Below are 23,081 nucleotides of genomic sequence, written 5' to 3'. Positions count from 1 at the left end.
ATTCGCTAATTTTTCCGGTCTGCATTCGTTTTATAGGGACGACGTGCCTTTGTGCTTCCCGCCACTGATCCGGATACCCAGAAATGAATGCTGAAGACTCCTTGAAACTTGCTCGCCGGTTTATCGGGTTGCCGCTGGAAAAGCGCCAGATGTTCCTGGCGGCCTTGCACAAGGAAGGCGTTGATTTCACCCGCTTCCCGATTCCCGCCGGTGTCGAGGCCGAAGATCGCCAGGCGTTGTCGTACGCCCAGCAGCGCATGTGGTTTCTCTGGCAGCTGGACCCGCAAAGCGGCGCGTACAACCTGCCGGGCGCGGTGCGCCTGACCGGGCACCTGAACCTGTCTGCCCTGGAGCAAGCCTTCGCCAGCCTCGTTGAGCGGCACGAAACCCTGCGCACGGTATTCCAGCACCAGACCGACGACACCCTGCTGCAAGTGCCGGCCAGTGCGCCGCTGGACATTGAACAGGTGGATTTCAGCTCATTGCCGGCCGCGGAGCGTGAAGTGGCAGTCGCCCAAGCGGCCGAGCGACAAGCCGTGCTGCCATTCGACCTCTCGGTCGGTCCGCTGCTGCGCGTCACCTTGCTCAAGCTCGCCGACCAGGAGCACGTGCTGCTGCTGACCCTGCACCACATCGTGTCCGACGGCTGGTCGATGAACGTGCTGATCGACGAATTCATCCGCTGCTACGACGCCTTTGAAGCGGGCACCCAACCGCAACTCGCACCGTTGCCGATCCAGTACAGCGACTACGCACTGTGGCAGCGCCGCTGGCTGGAAGCCGGCGAACAGGCGCGTCAGCTCGACTATTGGCAAGCGCAGCTCGGAGACGAGCACCCAGTACTGGAACTGCCCACCGATCACCCGCGCCCGGCGATGCCGAGCTATCGCGGCACCCGTCACGAGTTCGCCGTTGATGCGCAATTGGCCGAGCAGCTGCGGGCCACCGCCCAGAAGCACAACATCACGCTGTTCATGCTGTTGCTCGGCGCCTTCAACGTGCTGCTGCACCGCTACACCGGGCAGACCGACATCCGCGTCGGCGTGCCGATCGCCAACCGCAACCGCACCGACATCGAAGGCCTGATCGGCTTCTTCGTCAACACCCAGGTACTGCGCACCCAACTGGATGGCCAGACCCGGGTCGACGCGTTGCTGAGCGCCATCAAGGAAACCGCCCTCGGCGCCCAGGCCCATCAGGACCTGCCGTTCGAGCGCCTGGTCGAGGCGTTGAAACTGGAGCGCAGCCTCAGCCACACGCCGCTGTTCCAGGTGATGTACAACCACCAGCCGCTAGTCGCGGACATCTCCACTGTCAGTACCGCATCCGGCCTGGCGCTGGGCGTGATCGAGTGGGAAGGGCGCACCACGCAGTTCGACCTGACCCTCGACACCTATGAAAAGGGCGGCAAGCTGCACGCCGCGCTGACCTACGCCAACGACCTGTTCGACGCCCCGACCATCGGGCGCATGGCCCGGCACTGGACGCACCTGCTGCAGGGCATGGTCAGCGATTCGCAACAGCGCATCAGTGATTTGCCGCTGCTTGAAAGCGCCGAATACCAGCGCATCGTGCATGACTGGAATCGTGCGGATGAAAGCTACGCGCAAGACGCCTGCATCCACGAATTGATCAGCCAGCAAGTCGCCGCGCATCCGACTGCACTGGCGGTGACCTTCGCTCACAAGCAACTGACGTACGCCGAACTCGACACCCAGGCCAATCGCCTGGCCCACAAACTGATCGAACTGGGCGTGGGCCCGGAAACCCGGGTCGGCGTGGCGATGCAGCGTTCCGAGCATCTGTTGGTGGCGCTGCTCGCCGTGCTCAAGGCGGGTGGCGCCTATGTGCCGCTGGACCCGGATTACCCGGCCGAGCGGGTCGCCTACATGCTTGAAGACAGCCGTGCCCTGGTGCTGCTGACCGAGCAACCCGTCGCGGCAACACTCAATGTGACCGCCGACACCCAAGTGCTGCTGATGGAAGACAGGGCGTGGGACGATTACCCCGGCAGCGCCCCGGTGACCCCTGTCACGCCGGACAACCTCGCCTACGTGATCTACACCTCCGGCTCCACCGGCAAGCCCAAAGGCGTGGCCATCGCCCACCGCAACGTGCTGGCGCTGATCGACTGGTCGACCTCGGTCTACCGCCGCGAAGACATCCAAGGCGTCCTGGCCTCGACCTCGGTCTGCTTCGACCTGTCGGTGTGGGAGCTGTTCGTCACCCTGGCCAATGGTGGCTCGGTGATCATCGCCCGCAATGCCCTGGAATTGCCGCAACTGCCGGCCCGGGACCAGGTGCGGCTGATCAACACCGTGCCATCGGCGATCAACGCCTTGCAGCGCGACGGGCAGATCCCGCCGGGCGTGCGCATCATCAATCTCGCCGGCGAGCCGCTGAAGCAGAGCCTGGTGGAGGCGCTGTATCAGCAGGCCACCGTCGAACACGTCTACGACTTGTACGGCCCCTCGGAAGACACCACCTATTCGACCTGGACCCGCCGCGAAGCCGGTGGCCGCGCCAACATTGGCCGACCGCTCAAGCACACCGCCAGTTATGTCCTCGATGCCGAGCTGCAACCGGTCCCCCAAGGCGTATCGGCTGAACTGTATCTGGCCGGTGCCGGCATCACCCGCGGTTACCTGGCACGTCCGGGCATGACCGCCGAAAAGTACGTGCCGAACCCGTTCGCCAGCAACGGCGAGCGCCTGTACCGCACTGGCGACCTGACCCGTTATCAGGCCGACGGCACGCTGCACTACGTCGGTCGCATCGACCATCAGGTCAAGGTCCGTGGCTTTCGCATCGAGCTGGGTGAGATCGAAGCGCGGCTGTTGCAGCAAGACGCGGTCCGCGAGTTGGCGGTGCTGGCGCAGGAGGGTGTCAACGGTCAGCAACTGGTCGCCTGCATCGTGCCGACCGATCCGGCGTTGCTGGATGACATCGACGCTCAAGCGCACCTGCGTGAAACCCTGAAAGCGGCGTTGCGTCAGCATCTGCCGGACTACATGGTCCCGGCGTTCTTGCTGTTCCTCGCCCAATTGCCGCTGACTCCCAACGGCAAGCTCGACCGCAAGGCCTTGCCGGCCATCGACGGCACTCAGCAACAACGGCAACACGTCGCGCCACGCAGCGCCCTGGAAAAATCCCTCGCGGCGATTTGGCAGGACGTGCTGGCCATCGACAGCGTTGGCCTGGAACACAACTTCTTCGAACTGGGCGGCGATTCCATCGTTTCCATGCAAGTGGTCAGTCGCGCGCGTCAGGCCGGGATCCTGTTGAGCCCCAAGGATCTGTTCCAGCACCAGACCATCCGCAGCCTGGCCCAGGCCGCTCGCAGCGGTGAACAGCCACTGATCGACCAAGGCCCGGCCACTGGCGCGGTGGCGCTGGCGCCGGTGCAACAGTGGTTCTTCGAGCAAGCCATCCCCGAGCGTCAGCACTGGAACCAGTCGCTGCTGCTGGTGCCGCGCGAGGCGTTGAACGTCGAGGCGCTGGATCGCGCCTTGGAGCAATTACTGACGCATCACGACAGCTTGCGCCTGCGCTACCAGCAGACCGCAAACGGCTGGCAGCAGGCTTACGCCGCGCCGACCACTGAATCGGTACTGTGGCAGCGCCAGGCACAGTCGGTGGAGGAACTCAACGCTCTGTGCGATGAAGCCCAACGCAGCCTCGACTTGCAGAACGGCCCGTTACTGCGCGCGCTGCTGGTGGCAATGGCTGACGGCACCGAGCGTTTGCTGTTGGTTATTCATCACCTGGCGGTGGACGGTGTTTCCTGGCGCGTGCTGCTGGAAGATCTGCAGCAGTTCTACAGTGGCAACGCTGCAATGGCGAAAACCAGCACCTATCAGCGCTGGGTCGCCCGTCTGCAGGAGCATCTTCCAGCCTTTGAAAACTGCCTCGGCCACTGGCAGACCCAGCTGCAAGGCGCACCCACCGATCTGCCCTGCGATCGTCCGAACGGTGCCCTGGAAAACCGTTTCGAGCACAAGCTCGAGCTCAAGTTCGACACCGAGCAAACCCGCAAACTGCTGCAGCAAGCGCCAGCGGCCTATCGCACCCAGGTCAACGACCTGCTGCTGACCGCACTGGCGCGGGCGGTGTGCCGCTGGAGCGGGCAGGGCAGCACGCTGATCCAGCTGGAAGGCCATGGCCGCGAAGACCTGTTTGATGACATCGACCTGACCCGCACCGTCGGCTGGTTCACCAGCCTGTTCCCGGTCAACCTGATGCCTTCCGGCGATCTTGGCGCCTCGATCAAAACCATCAAGGAACAACTGCGCGCCGTGCCGGACAAAGGCCTGGGCTACGGCGCATTGCGCTACCTCGGCACACCGGCGATTCGTGCCGAACTGGCCGCGCTGCCGCAACCGCGCATCACCTTCAACTATCTGGGGCAGTTCGATCGTCAGTTCGATGACGCGGCGATGTTTGTCCCGTCCACTGAAGGCAACGGTGCGGCTCAGGATCCATCGGCGCCATTGGGCAACTGGCTGACGGTCGAAGGCCAGGTCTACGGTGGCGAGCTGTCCCTGAGCTGGGGCTTCAGCCGCGAGATGTTCGACGCCGCGACCATCCAGCGTCTGGCGGATGAATATGCGCAAGAGCTGAACGCGCTGATCGAACATTGCTGCACCGTTGAGGCACCGCAAGCCACGCCGTCGGACTTCCCTTTGGCGCGGCTCAGTCAGGCGCAACTCGACGTGCTGCCGATCGTCATCTCGACGCTTGAAGACCTTTATCCACTGTCGCCGATGCAGCAAGGCATGCTGTTTCACACCTTGCATGAGCCCGAAGTCGGCGCCTACATCAGTCAGCTGCGCCTGGACATTCAAGGCCTCGATCCGCAGCGCTTCGCCGAGGCCTGGCAGACCGCGCTGGAGCGTCACGACATTCTGCGCAGCAGCTTCCACTGGCAAGGCCTCGACACCGCGCATCAGGCGATTGCCCGCCAAGTGACGCTGCCGCTTGAAGTGCTTGAAGCGACTGACACCGATGCGCTGGCCGACGCCGAGCGCGCCCAGGGTTTCGAATTGGGCACGGCACCGTTGTTGCGCTTGAAACTGGTACGCACCGGTGCACAGGACTGGCACCTGATCTACACCAGCCACCACATTTTGATGGACGGCTGGAGCAACGCGCAGTTGCTCGCCGAAGTGATCCAGCATTACGCCGCCGGGCGGTCGCTGCCGGTGCCATCCGGGCAATACCGCGACTATCTGGGCTGGTTGCAGCAGCAATCGGCCGTTGCTGGCGAGCAGTTCTGGACAGCGACATTGGCGCCGCTGGAAGCCCCGACCTTGCTGGCCGAAGCCCTGCGACCACCGGTGGGCGCCGAGGGTAGCGAAGCGTACCGCGTCGCCCTCGACAGCCGCGCAACCCAGCGTCTGGCCGAGTTCGCCCGCCAGCAGAAAGTCACCCTCAACACCGTGCTGCAAGCGGCCTGGAGCCTGTTGCTGCAACGCTACACCGGCCAGGACTGCGTGGCGTTCGGCGCCACCGTGGCCGGGCGTTCGGCGCCGCTGCCGGGGATTGAAGAACAGCTCGGGTTGTTCATCAACACGCTGCCGCTAGTGTGTGCGATGAAGCCGGATCAGACCGTCAGCCAATGGCTGGGCGAGCTGCAAGGGCTGAACCTGGCGATGCGCGAGTTCGAGCATGTGCCGCTTTACGACATTCAGGGTTGGGCGGGGCAGCAGGGTGCTGCACTGTTCGACAGCCTGCTGGTGTTCGAAAACTTCCCGGTGGCCGAAGCGCTGAAGCAGGGCGCACCGGCCGGGTTGTCGTTCGCCAACCTGCGCAATCACGAGCGCACCCACTATCCGCTGACGCTGGGCATTGAACTGGGCGAAGGTCTGAGCCTGGATTTCAGCTATGACACGGCGCGATTCAGTGCGGCGCAGGTTGCCGAATTGTCGGCCAATCTGCAGCACCTGCTGACGCAATTGGTGGCGCTGCCGGACGCGGCACTCGGCGCGCTGGAGTTGCTCGATGCCGACGGCAAAGAGGCTGTGATCGCGATCAGCCAACCGGCGGCGGTCGAGTTATCCACAACCCTGCTGGTGCACGAACAAATCGCTGCGCAAGCCGCCGCCACGCCAGATGCGCTGGCATTGCGGGTCGACGGTCAAAGCCTGAGCTACGGCCAGTTGAACACTCAGGCCAATCGCCTGGCGCATCGTCTGATCGAAACCGGTGCCGGCCCTGGCAAGCGCGTCGGCCTGGCCTTGCATCGCGGTCCGCAACTGATCGTCAGCCTGTTGGCGGTGCTCAAAAGCGGCGCGGCCTATGTGCCACTGGACCCGAAATACCCGGCCGAGCGCCTGGCCTACATGATCGACGACAGCCGTCTCGATGTGCTGCTGTGCGAATCCGGTCTGCTGGAAGAGGTGCCAGGCGTGCTGCGTCTGGACCTCGAAGATAACGCCCACTACCCGGACAGCAATCCGCGAAATCACGCGGTCCCTGCAGGCGCGATGCTGGCTCGCGAAAGCGCTGGCTCACTCGCCGAAAATCTGGCCTACATCATCTACACCTCCGGCTCCACCGGCCAACCCAAGGGCGTGGCCATCACCCATGCCGCATTGCGCGAGTTCTGCCAGACCGCCGCCGGTTATTCAGTGCTGTCGGCCTCGGATCGCGTGTTGCAGTTCGCGACCTTCAGTTTCGATGGCTTCGTCGAGCAGTGCTTCCCGGCGTTGTGCGTCGGTGCGGCGTTGATCATGCGTGGCGACGAGGTGTGGGATGCCGGCCGACTCGCCGCCGAAATCGTCCAGCACGGCGTGACGGTTGCCGATTTGCCCGCGGCTTATTGGTATTTGCTGGCGCGCGAATGTGCGAGCGGCGTGGTGAGCAGCCTGGGCGATTTGCGCCAGGTTCACGTCGGCGGCGAAGCGATGTCGGTGGAAGGTTTGCGCTTGTGGCATCAGGCCGGTTTGAGCCATGTGCGGTTGCTCAACACCTACGGCCCGACCGAGGCGACTGTGGTATCCAGCGTTCATCAATGCCGTCTTGAGGATGCCAGCGACGCGTTTGGCATCCCGATCGGTCGCGCCATCGCTGGCCGGGCGCTGTACGTGCTGGACGCGGCGGGTCAGTTGCTGCCAACCGGCGGCGTGGGCGAATTGTGCATCGGTGCAAATGCCAGCCTCGCCCAAAGCTACTTCGATCGCCCGGCACTGACCGCCGAACGTTTCCTGCCGGACCCGTTCGCCCGTGAGCCGGGTGCGCGTTTGTACCGCAGTGGCGACCTGGCGCGTTACAACGCGCAGGGCTATCTGGAATACGTCGGCCGCATCGATCATCAAGTGAAGATTCGCGGCTTCCGCATTGAAATGGGCGAGATCGAAGCCTGCCTGCAAGCCCGGGACCAAGTGCGCGAAGCTGCCGTCATCGCGCAGGACGGGACGCAACTGGTGGCGTACATCGTGGCCAGCGGTGCAGTGGTCTCCCAGGCTGACTATCTGGAAGAGCTCAAAGCCGTTTTGCGACAGTCGTTGCCGGAATACATGGTGCCAAGCCACCTGATCCTGCTGGCCAGACTGCCGCTCAACAACAACGGCAAGCTCGACCGCAAAGCCTTGCCGCGTGCTGAGGCTGGCGCTGCGCAACGTGAGTTCGTGGCCCCGGCCGAAGGGCTGGAAACGCAGCTGGCGCTGATCTGGCAAGAGGTGCTGCAGGTCGAGCGCGTGGGCCGCGACGACAACTTCTTCGAGCTGGGCGGGCACTCGTTGCTGGTGTTGCAAGTGATCTCGCGGGTGCGCCAGCAACTGCAGCTCGAACTGTCCGTGAGCAGTCTGTTTTCTGCAACGAATCTGGCGCAATTTGCCGAGCGTGCTGCACTGGCAAGCATCAGCGGGCAACCGGTCCTGCAGCGTGCAGCGGCCGATCAGCCTCAGATCCTGTCTTACGCCCAACAACGCCAATGGATTCTCTGGCAGCTGGATCCGCAGAGTCCGGCCTACAACATCCCGGCCGCGCTGCGCCTCAAGGGCCCGCTGAACCGCGAAGCGCTGCGCGAAGCCTTCGCCCGGTTGCAGCTCCGTCACCAAACCCTGCGCACCACCTTCGAACAGGATGGTCAGCAGGCGCGTCCCGTGCTGCACGACAACCTGTCGCTGCAACTGGAGGAACGCCGTTGCGATCAGTTGTCGATCGACAGCGCCGTCGCCGAAGAAATCGCCCGGCCGTTCGACCTGCGCAATGGCCCGCTGTGGCGAGTATTGCTGCTGCAAGTCAATGCCAACGAGCATGTGCTGGTGCTCACCGTGCACCACATCGCCGCCGATGGCTGGTCGATGCAGGTCATGGTCGATGAGTTCAGTGCGCTGTATCAGGCCGCCGTCGACGGTAGTGCTGCGAACCTGAATAGCCTGCCGGTGAACTACAGCGACTACGCCCGCTGGCAGCGCGACTGGCTGCAAGCCGGCGAGGGCGCACGGCAACTGAGTTGGTGGCGCGAGCAACTGGCTGGCAGCCAGGCACCGCTTGAGTTGCCGAGCGAACTGACCCGTCCGGCTCGTCGCACGGAGCGCGGCGCCAGCCTGGCATTGAACGTTGATTGCGAGTTGCTGACCGGTTTGCGCCAACGTGCCCAGGAACACCAGGTGACCCTGTTCATGCTGTTGCTGGCGAGCTTCCAGAGCTTGCTGCATCGCCAGAGCGGCCAGTCGAGCATCCGCGTCGGTGTGCCGAGTGCCGGGCGTTCGCGCCTCGAAACCGAAGGCCTGATCGGCTTCTTCATCAATACCCAGGTGCTGCGTGCCGAGATCGATGGGCAGCAACCGTTCAGTGCCTTGCTGCAGCAGGTCAAGCAGGTCGCATTGGGCGCTCAGGCCCATCAGGACTTGCCGTTCGAGCAACTGGTCGATGCCCTGCAGCCTGACCGCAGCCTCAATCACAGCCCCTTGTTCCAGGTGCTCTACAACCACCAGCAGCAGTTGGGCGCGAGTGTCGAGCGCAACGTTGCAGACTTGCAGGTCGAGCGCCTGCAGTGGCAACAGCACACCACCCAGTTCGATCTGGTGCTTGATACCCAGGAGCAGGGCGAAACCCTCGACGCCAGCCTGACCTACGCCACGGATCTGTACGACGAGGCGTCGATGAAGCGCCTCGCCGAGCAGTGGCTGAACCTGCTGCGAGCGGTGGTCGCGGATCCGCAGCAGCGGGTTGCCGATCTGCCGATACTGCGAGCACCGCAATACGAAGCGCTGATCCAGCACTGGAACCCGACGTTCCAGGTGCAACCGCCGTCGCCTGCCTTGCACCAATTGTTCGAAGCTCAAGCCGCACAACGGCCGAACGCAATCGCGCTGGTCTACGAAGGCGAGCAACTGACCTATGCCGCGCTCAACGCCCAGGCCAACCGCCTGGCGCGCAAACTGCGCGAGCAGGGCGTCGGTCCCGAGGTGCGGGTCGGCATCGCCACCGAGCGGGCGATGCCACTGGTGGTCGGCTTGCTGGCGATCCTCAAGGCCGGCGGCGCCTACGTGCCACTGGACCCGCAATACCCGGCCGAGCGCCTGAGCTACATGATCGACGACAGCGGCATCACCCTGCTGCTGACTCAACAACAGCTGATCGACGGGTTGCCGGCCCGCGACGGCGTGCAGGTGCTGAGCCTGGAGTCGTTGCAACTGGACGCCTACAGCACCGACAACCTGCCAGCGCTGGCGTCCCCGGAAAATCTCGCGTACGTGATCTACACCTCCGGCTCCACCGGCCGGCCAAAAGGCGCGCTGCTCAGCCATGGCAATGTCGGGCGGCTGCTCACGGCCACTGCTGCGCAGTTCAACTTCGGCCCGGACGATGTCTGGACCCTGTTCCACTCCTACGCCTTCGATTTCTCGGTGTGGGAGCTGTTCGGTTCGCTGTGCACCGGCGGGCGCCTGGTGATCGTGCCGTATTACATCAGTCGCGAGCCGCAGGCGTTCCACCGCTTGCTCTGTGATGAGGGCGTGACGGTGTTGAACCAGACCCCGACCGCCTTCCGCCAACTGTTGCCAGTGGCCTGCGCCAGCGAACGGAATATGGCGCTGCGCCAGGTGATTTTCGGTGGCGAAGCCCTCGAAGTCGCGAGCCTGCGTCCCTGGTTCGAACGCTTCGGCGACCAACAGCCCACCCTGGTCAATATGTACGGCATCACCGAAACCACGGTGCACGTCACCTACCGCGCCATTCGCCGGGCCGACCTCGACGGCAAGGCCCAGAGCCCGATCGGCCTGCCGATCCGCGACCTGCGCTGGTACTTGCTCGACAGCCAGTTGCAACCGGTGCCGGTGGGTGTGGCGGGGGAGTTGTACATCGCCGGTGCCGGCCTGGCCCGGGGTTATCACGGGCGTTCCGGCCTGACCGCCGAGCGCTTTGTGCCGAGCCCGTTCGATGCCGCGCAACGCCTGTATCGCAGCGGCGACCTGGCGCGTCAGCGGGCCGACGGCAGCATCGATTACCTGGGGCGGATCGACCAGCAAGTGAAGATTCGCGGTTTCCGTATCGAGCTGGGTGAAATCGAAGCCGCGTTGCTGGCGCAACCGGGTGTACGCCAGGCGGTGCTGAGCGTGCACTCAGGCGACGCCGGGCCGCAGCTCTGCGCCTATGTCGTCGCCGAACACACCCCGCACGACCCGATCGCCTGGCGCGACACCCTGCGCGTCGCGCTCAAGGTCGACCTGCCGGACTACATGGTGCCGAGCCACTGGCTGCTGCTGGAGGCCTTGCCCCTGACCGGCAACGGCAAGCTCGACCGCAAGGCCTTGCCGCTGCCCGATGCCGAGGACTGGCAGCGACCCTTCGAAGCCCCCGAAGGCAACCTCGAACGGCAACTGGCAGCGATCTGGGCCGACGTGCTGGGCGTGGCGCAGGTCGGCCGGCGCGACAACTTCTTTGAACTGGGCGGGCACTCGCTGCTCGCCGCCCAGGCCAGCGCCCGCGCGGAACTGGAACTGGGCATCGATCTGCCGCTGCGCGCGCTGTTCGAAGCCACCGACCTGCAGGCTTATGCCGCCATGGCCGGGCACCACGCCCCGGCTGACAACGATGCACGTCTTGATGCGCTTGAGTCGCTTCTGGACGAGATGGAGATCAACTGATGGAACACACCACTGCCCAGCGTATCGCCACCCGCTTCGCCGGCCTGCCTGCCGACAAGCGCCGCGAATTTGTGCAACGCATGCAAGAGCAGGGCGTGAGCTTCGGCCAGTTGCCGATTCCGCCCGCCGCCGAGCCGCAAGCGAGCTTCGAACTGTCCTATGCGCAGCAGCGCCAATGGTTCCTCTGGCAGCTCGATCCACAGAGCCCGGCGTACAACATTCCTGCAGCCCTGCGGTTGCACGGGCCGCTGAATGTCGCGGCGTTGCAGCAGAGCTTCGATGTGCTGCTGGAACGGCATCAGAGCCTGCGCAGCCGTTTCGTCGAGGATGACGGTCAGGTGGTGCAGACGCTGGCCGGGTTCACTTCGCTGCCGATCGAACAGATCGACCTGCGCGGCGAACCCCGGGATCAACGTCTCGAACGGGCGATGAAAGCGGTCGAGCAGGACATTGCCCAGCCGTTCGATCTGCAACACGGTCCGCTGTTGCGGGTCAGCCTGTTGCAACTCGATACCGAAGACCATGTGCTGTTGCTGACCCTGCACCATATCGTCACCGATGGCTGGTCGATGGGCGTGTTGGTCGAAGAGTTTTCCCGACTCTACGCCGCCCATTGCCAAGGGCAGAATGCGGCGCTGCAAGCGCTGCCGATCCAGTACTCCGACTACGCCCTGTGGCAACGCCGCTGGATGGAAGCGGGCGAGCTGGAGCGTCAGCTCAACTGGTGGCGTGAAACCCTGGGCAGCGAACAACCGCTGCTGGAATTGCCGACGGATCGCCCGCGCCCGGCGCAACCGAGCCAGCGCGGCGCGCGTCTGGATTTCGCCCTCGATGCGGGTTTGGCCAGCGGCCTGATGAGCCTGGCCAAACAGCGCGGCGTCACGCCGTTCATGCTGTTGCTGGCAAGCTTCCAGGCCTTGCTCTATCGCTACAGCGGTCAGTCCGATGTGCGCGTTGGCGTACCGATTGCCAACCGCAATCGCACGGAAACCCGGGGCCTGATCGGCTTCTTCGTCAACACCCAGGTGATGCGTGCCGAGCTCGATGGGCGCCAGCCGTTCAGCCGATTGCTCGACCAGACCCGCGCCGCTTCACTGGATGCCCAGGATTATCAGGACCTGCCATTCGAGCGTCTGGTGCAAGCGCTGCAAGGTGAACGCAGCCTCAGCCACAGTCCGTTGTTCCAGGTGATGTTCAACCACCAGCAAGCCAAGCCGGCGGCAGTCAGCGGCTTGCTCGCCGGGCTGCGGGTCGAGGCGTTGAACGCGACGGCGCACACCACCCAGTTCGACCTGCAACTGGATACTCAGGAAGAGGGCAACCAGCTGTTCGCCAGCCTGACCTATGCCACCGACCTGTTCGACGCCGAGCGCATCGAGCATCTGGCTCGCCATTGGCGCAACCTGTTGGCCGGTGTATTGGCGAACCCGCAAACCCCGCTGGCCGAATTGCCGCTGCTGGATGCCGACGAACGCCTTTGCATCCTCGACGAGCTCAACGACACCGCGCAAAGCTATCCGGGCGAAGTCTGCGTGCAGCGCCATTTTGAAGCGCGCGTGGTTGAAGACGGTGACGCAACCGCGCTGGTGTTCCAGGGCCAGCGCCTGAGTTACGCCGAGCTGAACCTGCGCGCCAACCGCCTGGCCCATCACTTGCGCGCCCAAGGCGTCGGCCCGGAAGTGCTGGTGGGGATTGCCTGCGACCGCTCATTCGAAATGGTCGTCGGCCTGCTGGCGATTCTCAAGGCCGGCGGCGCCTATGTGCCGCTGGACCCGGAATACCCGCTCGATCGCCTGAGCTACATGATCGAAGACAGCGGCATTTCGCTGTTGCTGACCCAGGAACATCTGCTGGCGCAATTGCCGACCCCGGACAACGTACGCAGCTTGTGCCTGCGCGCCGAAGCCGATTGGCTGAGCGATCTGCCGGGCACCGATCTGCCTGCTTCTGATTTAAAGAGCCGGGCGGTCGCAGAAAACCTCGCCTACGTGATTTACACCTCCGGTTCTACCGGTAAACCCAAGGGCGCAGGCAACCGTCATGTGGCGCTGCACAACCGTCTGGAATGGATGCAAGAAGCCTACAACTTGCGGCCTACGGACCGCGTGCTGCAAAAGACGCCGTTCAGTTTCGACGTGTCGGTGTGGGAGTTTTTCTGGCCGCTGATGAAGGGCGCCACCCTGGTCATCGCCGCGCCGGGCGAGCACCGCGATCCGCAACGTCTGGCCGCGTTGATCGTCGAACAGGCGATCACCACGCTGCACTTCGTGCCATCGATGCTCTCGGCGTTTATCGGTGCCGATGAGTCGCTGGCCTGCACCTCGCTGCAGCGGATCATCTGCAGCGGCGAAGCGCTGCCGATGGAGCTGCAACGCCAGACTCTGCGCAGCCTGCCCCAAGCCAATCTCTACAACCTCTATGGCCCGACCGAAGCAGCCATCGACGTCACCCACTGGACATGCGTGGAAGAAGGCCGCGACAGCGTGCCGATCGGTCGCCCGATCGCCAACCTGCGCACCTGCATCCTCGACAGCGAACTGCAACCCTTGCCACTGGGCGCGGTGGGCGAGTTGTACCTGGGCGGTGTCGGTCTGGCGCGCGGTTATCACCGTCGTGGCGCGCTGACCGCCGAGCGTTTCGTGGTCGATCCGTTCGGCAGTGGCGAGCGCCTGTACCGCACCGGTGACCTGGCGCGCTACCGCGCCGATGGCGCCATCGACTACTGCGGGCGTATCGACCATCAGGTGAAGATTCGCGGTTTGCGCATCGAGCTGGGGGAAATCGAAGCGCGCCTGCAAGAACATGCCGACGTGCAGGAAGCCGTGGTGCTGGCCCTCGATGGCCCGAGCGGCAAGCAACTGGTCGCGTACATCGTGCCGCAGGATCGAGTCTTGGTCAGCGCCGCTGCCGAGCAGCAAGGCGCATGGCGTGAAACCCTGAAAAGCCATCTGCTGGCGAGCCTGCCGGATTACATGGTGCCGGCCCAGACCGTACTGATCGAGCAGATGCCCCTGAGCCCCAACGGCAAACTCGACCGCAAGCGCCTGCCCGCGCCGACTGCACAAGTCAGTCAACGCGCCTTCGAAGCACCGCGCAGCGAACACGAACAGGTGCTGGCGCAGATCTGGCAGGACGTGTTGGGTGTGGAGCAGGTGGGGCGTCAGGACAACTTCTTCGAGCTGGGCGGTGACTCGATCATTTCGATCCAGGTGGTCAGCCGTGCCCGCCGCGCCGGCTTGAGCCTGCAACCGCGTGATCTGTTCCAGCAGCAAACCTTGCAAGCACTGGCCGCCGTAGTGAAAGAGCAGGCCGCTCCGCTGGCGCAACAAGGGCCGGTGGACGGCGTGCAGAAGCTCACGCCGATCCAGCGCTGGTTCTTCGACGAACCGATCCCGCAGCGTGCGCACTGGAACCAGGCGGTGCTGCTGGTGCCACGGGAAACCCTCGAATTGCCACGTCTGCAAGCCGCTCTGCAACGCTTGCTCAAACAGCATGATGCCCTGCGTTTGCGCTTCAGCCAGGTCGCCACGACACCGCAATCCCTGCAGGATCCCTGTGGGAGCGAGCCTGCTCGCGATGGCGGTGGGGCAGGCAACATCAATGTTGCCGGTGCTGGCCTCATCGCGAGCAGGCTCGCTCCCACAGAGTGGTCGGCGCGTTATGTCGGGGCCGACAGCGCCGATGTGATCGACATGCTCTGGACTGCCCGCGTGGCCAGCGATGCCTCGCTGGAATCGGTGTGCGACGAAGCCCAGCGCAGCCTGAGCCTGCAAGATGGGCCGTTGTTGCGCGTGGCCTTGATCGCTCAGGCCGATGGCTCCCAGCGTTTGCTGTTGGTCATCCACCATTTGGCGGTCGACGGTGTGTCGTGGCGAGTGCTGTTGGAAGATCTGCAGGCGGCCTACCAAGGGCAAGACTTGCCACCGAAGACCAGTTCGTTCCAGGCCTGGGCCGAAAAACTTGACGCGTACGCATGCTCCGAAGCCGCTGCCAGCGAACTGAGCTGGTGGCAGGCGCAACTGAGCCTCGCCAATGATTCGCTGCCTGCGGCCAATGCCCAAGCCAGTCAGGCCGGGCATCTGCGCCAAGGCGTCAGCATCGGCCTCGACCGCGCGCAAACCACCAAGCTGCTGCAACAGGCGCCGGCGATCTACCGCACCCAGGTCAATGACCTGCTGCTGACCGCCCTGGCCCGCACCCTCAGCCGCTGGACCGGCCACGAATCAGCATTGATCCAGCTTGAAGGCCATGGCCGCGAAGAGCTGTTCGACGACATCGACCTGACCCGCACCGTCGGCTGGTTCTCCAGCCTGTTCCCGGTGCGCCTGACGCCGACCGCCGACCTTGCGGGTTCGATCAAGGCGATCAAGCAGCAACTGCGTGAAATCCCGGGCAAAGGCATGGGCTACGGCCTGTTGCGCTACCTGGGCGATGCCTCGACCCAAGCGGCGTTGGCCGCGTTGCCGCAAGCGCGGGTCACCTTCAACTACCTCGGGCAGTTCGACCAGAGCTTCGCCGAGGACGCGCTGTTCACCCCTGCGCGCGAATCCAGCGGTGCCGCACAATCGGCAGACGCACCGTTGCCGAACTGGCTGTCGGTGGACGGCCAGGTCTATGGCGGCGAACTGAAACTGGACTGGACCTTCAGCCGCGAATGCTTCGACCAATGCGAAATCGAAGCGCTGGCTGCGGATTACCAAAGCGAGTTGCTGGCGCTGATCGCCCACTGCCTGAGCGATGGCGCAGGCGGCGTGACCCCGGCGGACTTCCCGTTGGCGCGTCTGACCCAGGCGCAACTCGATGGCCTGCCGGTGCCGCCGGCGCAGATCGAAGACCTGTATCCGTTGTCGCCGATGCAGGCCGGTCTGCTGTTCCACAGCCTCTACGAGTCCGATTCCGGCGCGTACGTGAATCAGCTCAACGTCGAAGCCCGCGGGCTCGATGCCGAGCGCTTGGGGCGCGCCTGGCAAGCGGTGCTCGACACCCATCCGATCCTGCGCAGCAGCTTCCATTTCCCGGAAGGTTTCGAAGCGCCGGTGCAACTGGTGCATCGTCACCTGCACTTGCCGCTGACCTGCCTCGACTGGCGCGACCGCAGTGATCAGGCCGAAGCATTGGTGCAACTGATCGACAGCGAACGCCTGCAACTCGATTCGACCCGGGCGCCGCTGATGCGCCTGACCCTGGTGCGCCTCGACGACGAGCGCCAGCAACTGATCTACACCCACCATCACCTGTTGCTCGATGGCTGGAGCAACTCGCTGCTGTTGAGCGAAGTGCTGCAGCGTTATGCCGGGCAAGAGGTGCAGGCAACCACCGGGCGTTTCGCCGACTACATCGGCTGGCTGCAACGCCAGGACGCCCAGGCCGACGAGCTGTTCTGGCGCGAGCAACTGGCGACCCTCGACAACCCGACCCTGCTGGCCCAGAGCCTGGCCCATGGCGCCAGTAAAAACCTGTCGAAGGCGGAGTTCGCCGACCACCGCCAGACCTTTGATGTCGCCACCAGCAAGCGCTTCAGTGACTTTGCCCGGCAGCAGAAAGTCACCCTCAACACCCTGGTGCAAGGCGCCTGGGCCCTGCTGCTGCAACGCTACAGCGGCCAGCGCAGTGTCGCGTTCGGCGCGACGGTTGCGGGACGGCCGGTGGACTTGCCGGGGGCTGAAAGCCAGCTCGGTCTGTTCATCAACACCTTGCCGGTGATCAGCAGCCCGGACGCTGTCGAAAGCGTCGAGCAGTGGCTGACCCGCTTGCAGGCGCAGAACCTCGAATTGCGCGAGCATGAATTCACTGCCCTCGGCGATATTCAGCGCTGGGCCGGACGTGCCGGCGAGCCGCTGTTTGACAGCCTGCTGGTGTTCGAAAACTTCCCGGTCGCCGAAGCGCTGCAACAGGGCGCGCCGGCCGGTTTGAGCTTCTCCATCCCGCAGAACCATGAACGCACCAACTTTCCGCTGACGCTGGCGGCCACCGCCGAAAGCCAGCTCAGCCTGAACTGGAGCTACCAGTGCGCGCACTTCAGCCGCGACGCCATTGCCCGCATGAGCGAGCATCTGGCGGCGCTGCTGGCGGCGATGGTCGCCGCGCCACAGGCTGCGTTGAGTGAACTGGACCTGCTGACCGCGCCGGAACGTGCGCAACAGTTGGTCGAGTGGAACCCATCGTTCACCACGACGGAAAATCCGCTCTGCGTGCATCAGTTGATCGAAAATCAGGCTGTCATCCGCCCGGACGCCACGGCGCTGATCTTCAGCGACCAGGAATTGAGCTTCGACCAACTCAACCGCCGCGCCAACCAATTGGCCCATCGCTTGCGCGCATTGGGCATCGGCCCGGAAGTGCGGGTCGGCCTGGCGATGCAGCGAACCCCGGAAATGATCATTGGCCTGTTGGCCATCCTCAAGGCCGGCGGCGCCTACGTGCCGCTGGACCCGGCGTACCCGGCCGAACGCCTGCGTTATCTGATGGAAGACAGCGGTATTTCACTGCTGATCAGCCAATCGTGGCTGCGAGATAAACTGCCATTGCCCGAAGGCTTGTCAGTGCTGGAAATCGACCGCGAACCGCTGGCGTCCATGGCCGACACCAACCCGGTCAACCTGACCTGCGGCGAGAACCTGGCCTACCTGATCTACACCTCGGGCTCCACCGGCCGGCCCAAAGGCGTGAGCGTGGCCCACGGTCCGCTGGCCATGCATTGCCTGTCGATCGGCGAGTTGTACGGCATGACCCCGGACGACCGCGAGCTGCAATTCGCCTCGATCAGCTTCGACGGCGCCCACGAACGTTGGCTGACGCCGCTGGTGTTCGGCTCGGCGGTGATGCCGCGCGACGACGAGTTGTGGAGCGTGGAGCGCACCTGCGCCGAGATCGAAAAGCACGGCATCACCATCGCCTGCTTCACCCCGACGTACCTGGCGCAGATCGCCGATTTCATGGGCGAAGCGGGGCGTGATCTGCCGATTCGTTCCTACACCCCGTGCGGTGAAGGCATGGCTAAACATGCGTTCGATGAAGTCCAGCAAGTGCTGCAACCCAAGCGTCTGATCAATGGCTACGGTCCGACCGAAACCGTGATCACGCCGCTGATCTGGCTGGCGTATCCGGATACCGAATTCGACTCGGCGTTCATGCCGATTGGCCGGCCGGTCGGTAACCGCAGCGCCTATATTCTCGATGGCGGCTTGCAGCTATTGCCGGTCGGCGTGGCGGGCGAGTTGTACCTGGGCGGCGAAGGCGTCGCGCGGGGTTACCACCAGCGTCCGGACCTGACGGCCGAACGTTTCGTGCCGGATCCGTTCGTGCCAGGCGGTCGCTTGTATCGCAGTGGCGACCTCGCGCGGTTCCGTGCCGATGGCGTGGTCGAATACCTCGGCCGTATCGACCAGCAAGTGAAGATTCGCGGGTTCCGCATCGAGCTCGGCGAAATCGAAGCCTGCCTGATGGAGCACGAAGGGGTACGTGAAGCTTTTGTGATCGACCGCGAAGGCCCGGTGAGCCGCCAGTTGGTCGGTTATGTGGTGCCACGCGATCCGCTCGCCGATGAGCAGGATTTGCGTGAAGCGCTGACGTCGCACCTGCGCAGCCGTCTGCCGGCGCACATGTTGCCGGCGCATTTGATGTGCCTGGCCGCGTTGCCACTGACGCCTAACGGCAAGCTCGATCGCCAGGGTTTACCGGCGCCCGAAGCTACCCGTGAAACCCACGATCAAGTGGCCGCCGCGTCACCGGCCGAAGCCTTGCTGGTGGAGATCTGGCAGGCACTGCTGGGCCTGGAGTCGGTGGGTGTCACCGAGAACTTCTTCGAGCTCGGCGGGGACTCGATCATCTCTCTGCAGGCGGTGAGCCGTGCCGGGCAGCGCGGGTTGGTGTTCAGTCCCAAGCAACTGTTCGAACAGCAGACCATTCGAGCCCTCGCAGCGGTGGCGATCAGCCGTGAAGCCGTGTTGATCGAAGTGCCGAAAGTCGATGCCTTCGCCTTGGTGCCGCACATCGACATCGCCGCCCGCGAGGGTCTGCAAGACCTGTATCCGCTGTCGCCGATGCAACAAGGCATGCTGTTCCATTGTCTCGACTCACCGGAGCTGAATCCCTACGTCAACCAGTTGAGCGTGGCGGTGGACGGCTTGCAGGTGCCGCGTTTCCGTGCGGCCTGGCAGACCCTGGTCGAACGTCATGAAGTGCTGCGCGCGGCGTTCCGTTGGCGCGATGGCTTGGCCGATCCGCTGCAAGCGGTGTTCGCCGACGTCGAGTTGCCGATCGAAGAACTCGACTGGCGCGACCGTACCGACACCGAGCAAGCGTTGAGCGAACTGGCGGCAGCGGAACAGGCAAAAGGCTTCGACCTGAGCTGCCCGCCACTGATGCGCTTTATCCTGGTGCGCCTGGGCGATGATCGTTACCAGATGATCTGGATCTACCATCACCTGTTGCTGGACGGCTGGAGCGCCTCGCGACTGTTGGCCGACATGCTGCGCCTGTACCACAACGACAGCCTGCCGGCCCTGACCGGTCGCTACGCCGACTACATCGCCTGGCTGCAACGCCAGGACGGTGCCCAGGCCGAAGGCTTCTGGCGCGAGCGCCTGGCGCTGCTCGAAACGCCGACCATTCTGGCCAAGGCTTCCGGTGCTGCGGGCTCCGGCCACGGCGTGATGTACAGCAACCTCGACGCCGAGGCGACGCGCAAACTGCACACCTTCGCCAAGCGCCAGCGCGTGACCCTCAACACCCTGGTGCAAGGCGCCTGGCTGTTGCTGCTGCAACGGCACAGCGGCCAGCGCAGCGTCGCGTTCGGCGCCACGGTGGCGGGGCGTCCGACCGGGTTGGCGGGTGCGCAGGACATGCTCGGCCTGTTCATCAACACCTTGCCGGTGATCCAGACCCTCGACCCGCAACAGCCGTTGGGCGAGTGGTTGCGTGCGTTGCAGGACTACAACCTGATGGTCCGCGATTACGAGCACACGCCGTTGTCGGACATCCAGCGCTGGGCCGGGCAGGGTGGCCAGGGCTTGTTCGACAGCATCATCGTGTTCGAAAACCATCCGGTAGACCGTGCCTTGAAAGGGGGCGAGGAAGGTGAGCTGCGCTTTGCCGAAGTCGGCAGCGGCGGAGTCACCAACTTCCCGATGGACTTGATGGTCAGCGCCAACGAGGAAGGCCTGGAGGTTGAATACCTGTTCCTGCGTGATCGCTTCAGTGAAGTGGAAGTGCAGCGGATTCGTGCGCAGCTTGAAGGCTTGCTGCGTGCGTTGCCTGAGGATGCCACGTGCCTGCTCGGCAATATCGGTTTGCCGCAAGCGGTTATCAGCTTGCCGCAAGCGAGCGATGACCCTGCCGATCTGCTGCACGCTTTCAATCAGCATGTGCGCAGCCAGCCGCAGAAAATCGCCTTGATCTGTGAAGATCGGCAAGTCAGCTATGTCGAGCTTGAGGCGCAGGCCAACGGGCTGGCGCAGCAACTGATTGGTCGCGGTATCGGTGCGGAAAGCCTGGTGGCAGTGGCGTTGCCGCGCTCCGAACGCACCATCGTCGCGTTCCTTGCGGTGCTCAAGGCCGGGGCTGCTTATTTGCCTTTGGACCTGGCGTACCCAGCCGAGCGACTGGCCTACATGTTGAGCGATTCTGCGGCCAGCCTGGTGCTGTGCGACAGCGATCTGGGGGATCGAGTGACCCTGGCCGACAGCCCGCCACGCCTGTTGCTGGATCAACTGAGCGTTGCCGACGACGTTGCGTGCCCGGTTTCCCAGCCGTTGCCGGGACACTTGGCGTACCTGATCTACACCTCCGGCTCCACCGGCCAACCGAAAGGCGTGGCGGTGGCGCGGGGGCCGATTGCCCGGCATTGCCGCGGCATCATCGACCTCTACGAACTGGCACCGCGCAGCCGCGAACTGCACTTCATGTCCTTCGCTTTCGACGGCGCCCAGGAGCGCTGGCTGAGTGTGATGTTGGCCGGCGGCAGCCTGGTGATCCGCGACGACAGTCTGTGGACCCCGGAACAAACCCTGGACGTGCTGCATCGTCACGACGTCACCGTGGCCTGCTTCCCGCCGGCGTACCTGCAACAAATGGCGGAAGTGGCCGAGCGCCTGGGCAATCCGCCAGCGGTTGAGGTGTATTGTTTCGGCGGTGATGCAGTGCCGGAAGCCAGTTTCGAACAGGTCAAACGGGCCTTGCGTCCACAGCGTCTGGTCAACGGCTACGGCCCGACCGAAACCGTGGTCACGCCGCTGTTGTGGCGTGCCGAAGTCAGCGAAACCTGCGATGCGGCCTATGCGCCGATCGGCCGTGGCGTGGCCGGGCGTGGACTCTATGTGCTCGATGCCGACCTCAATCCATTGCCGGTCGGTGTCAGCGGTGAGCTGTACCTGGGTGGCGAATGCCTGGCCCGTGGTTATCACCAGCGTCCGGGCATGAGTGCCGAACGTTTCATCCCCGATCCGTTCGAGGCCGGTGGCCGCATGTACCGCACCGGCGACCTGGTGCGCCAGCGTGAGTGTGGGTTGATCGACTACCTGGGGCGTCTCGACCAGCAAGTGAAGATCCGTGGTTTCCGCATCGAACTGGGCGAAATCGAAGCCCGCCTGCGCGATTGCGCCGGGGTGCAGGATGCCGCCGTGGTGGTGCACGACACGCCGACTGGCAAGCAATTGGTGGGTTATGTAGTCGCTGCCGGTGCTGTTGGACTTGATCGCCGCTTGAAATCTGAACTGCAGGCGCAACTGCCGGACTACATGGTGCCGGCACGGATCCTGGTGTTGGAACGCTTCCCGATGTCGGCCAACGGCAAGCTCGATCGCCGCGCACTGCCTGTGCCTGAATGGGCCCTCGGTGGTTATCGCGCGCCGCGCAACGCACTGGAAACGGCGCTGACCGCGATCTGGCAAGAGGTGCTTGGCGTGCAGGTGGGCATCGACGACAACTTCTTCGAACTGGGCGGCGACTCGCTGCAGGTGCTCAAGGTCATCTCGCGGGTGCGCAGCCAGCCGCAACTGGGCTTCGAATTGAAACTGCGCGACCTGATGCAGAAACCCTGCATCGCCGAACTCAGCGGCTATCAAGTCGCCGAGCCCGTTGCCGCGGCGCCGGACCCCTTGCTGGCGCTGAATGCGCGAATCCCCAACGTGCCAGCGCTGTTCTGCCTGCACGCCGGCTTCGGCACAGTGTTCGACTACGAACCGCTGGCGCGGCGCCTGGAAGGACGACGCACGGTGTACGGCCTGCAATGCCGGATGCTGCTCGATCCACAGTGGCAGGATGAGTCGCTGCTGGCCATGGCCCAGGCCTATACGCAACGGATTCGTGCCCAGCAAGCCATGGGGCCGTATTACTTGCTCGGCTGGTCCTTGGGCGGGGCGTTGACACAACTGGTGGCCCACGAACTGGAAAGCCAGGGTGAGACGGTGGCGTTTGCCGGGCTGGTCGACAGTTATGTGGCAGGCACCGCAGAGGCGGGGGACTGGCGCGAAGATTTGGCGGACTTCCTGAAGTTTGTCCTCGGTCAGCCGTCTGAAGAAGCACAGGCGTTGATTGCCTCGAAAGCCGCAGGCCTGAACGAGCGCGAAGGCGCCGCCGCAGTGATCGAAGCGGCCATGCACGGCGCCAATGACCACGCGGCGTTGGGCGCCAGTGAACTGACGCAGATCTTCGCCACCGGTTCATCGCTCAAACAACTGTCACTGGCGCAACGACAACTGCCAGCGATCCAGGCCACGGCCCATCGCTGGTGGGTCGCCGGGCGCGACGACGAGCGTCGGGTGTTCGAGGCCCAGGTCGGTAGCCATGGCGTTGATCGCCTGCTGGCGGGCGGGCACTACGAACTGCTGCGCGGTGACGAGTTGCTCGACGAGCTGGAAAACCTGCTGGAGCACCGCCTGGCCACGGCATAAAACAAAGCCCCCTGTAGGAGCTGGCTTGCCAGCGAAGGTCGTCAACGATAACGCGTGTTTCCTGGAAAAACGCGGCGCTCTCGAGTCCTTCGCT

At 64.3% G+C, this 23,081-nt stretch carries 2 protein-coding genes; both read left to right on the top strand.

The window, feature by feature from the left end:
- Window positions 1–83 precede the first annotated feature (83 nt).
- On the top strand, window positions 84–11,096 hold the full coding sequence (locus ACA062_RS23230; RefSeq protein ID WP_497453198.1) for an amino acid adenylation domain-containing protein: 11,013 nt from the start codon (window positions 84–86) through the stop codon (window positions 11,094–11,096).
- Entirely contained in the window at window positions 11,096–22,987 is an 11,892-nt protein-coding gene (locus ACA062_RS23225) for an amino acid adenylation domain-containing protein (protein WP_497453197.1), read from the top strand. Before ACA062_RS23230 ends, ACA062_RS23225 begins: the two co-directional genes overlap by 1 nt.
- Window positions 22,988–23,081 lie beyond the last annotated feature (94 nt).

It is taken from the genome of Pseudomonas sp. LBUM1679 (genome assembly GCF_059695565.1).
Note: the sequence above shows the minus strand (reverse complement) of the source record. Positions and strands in the feature narration are given on the sequence as shown.

Bases quoted from the DNA above. Each gene is read 5' to 3' on its own strand.
- ACA062_RS23225 (WP_497453197.1), top strand. From the start codon at position 11,096: ATGGAACACACCACTGCCCAGCGTATCGCCACCCGCTTCGCCGGCCTG.
- ACA062_RS23230 (WP_497453198.1), top strand. From the start codon at position 84: ATGAATGCTGAAGACTCCTTGAAACTTGCTCGCCGGTTTATCGGGTTG.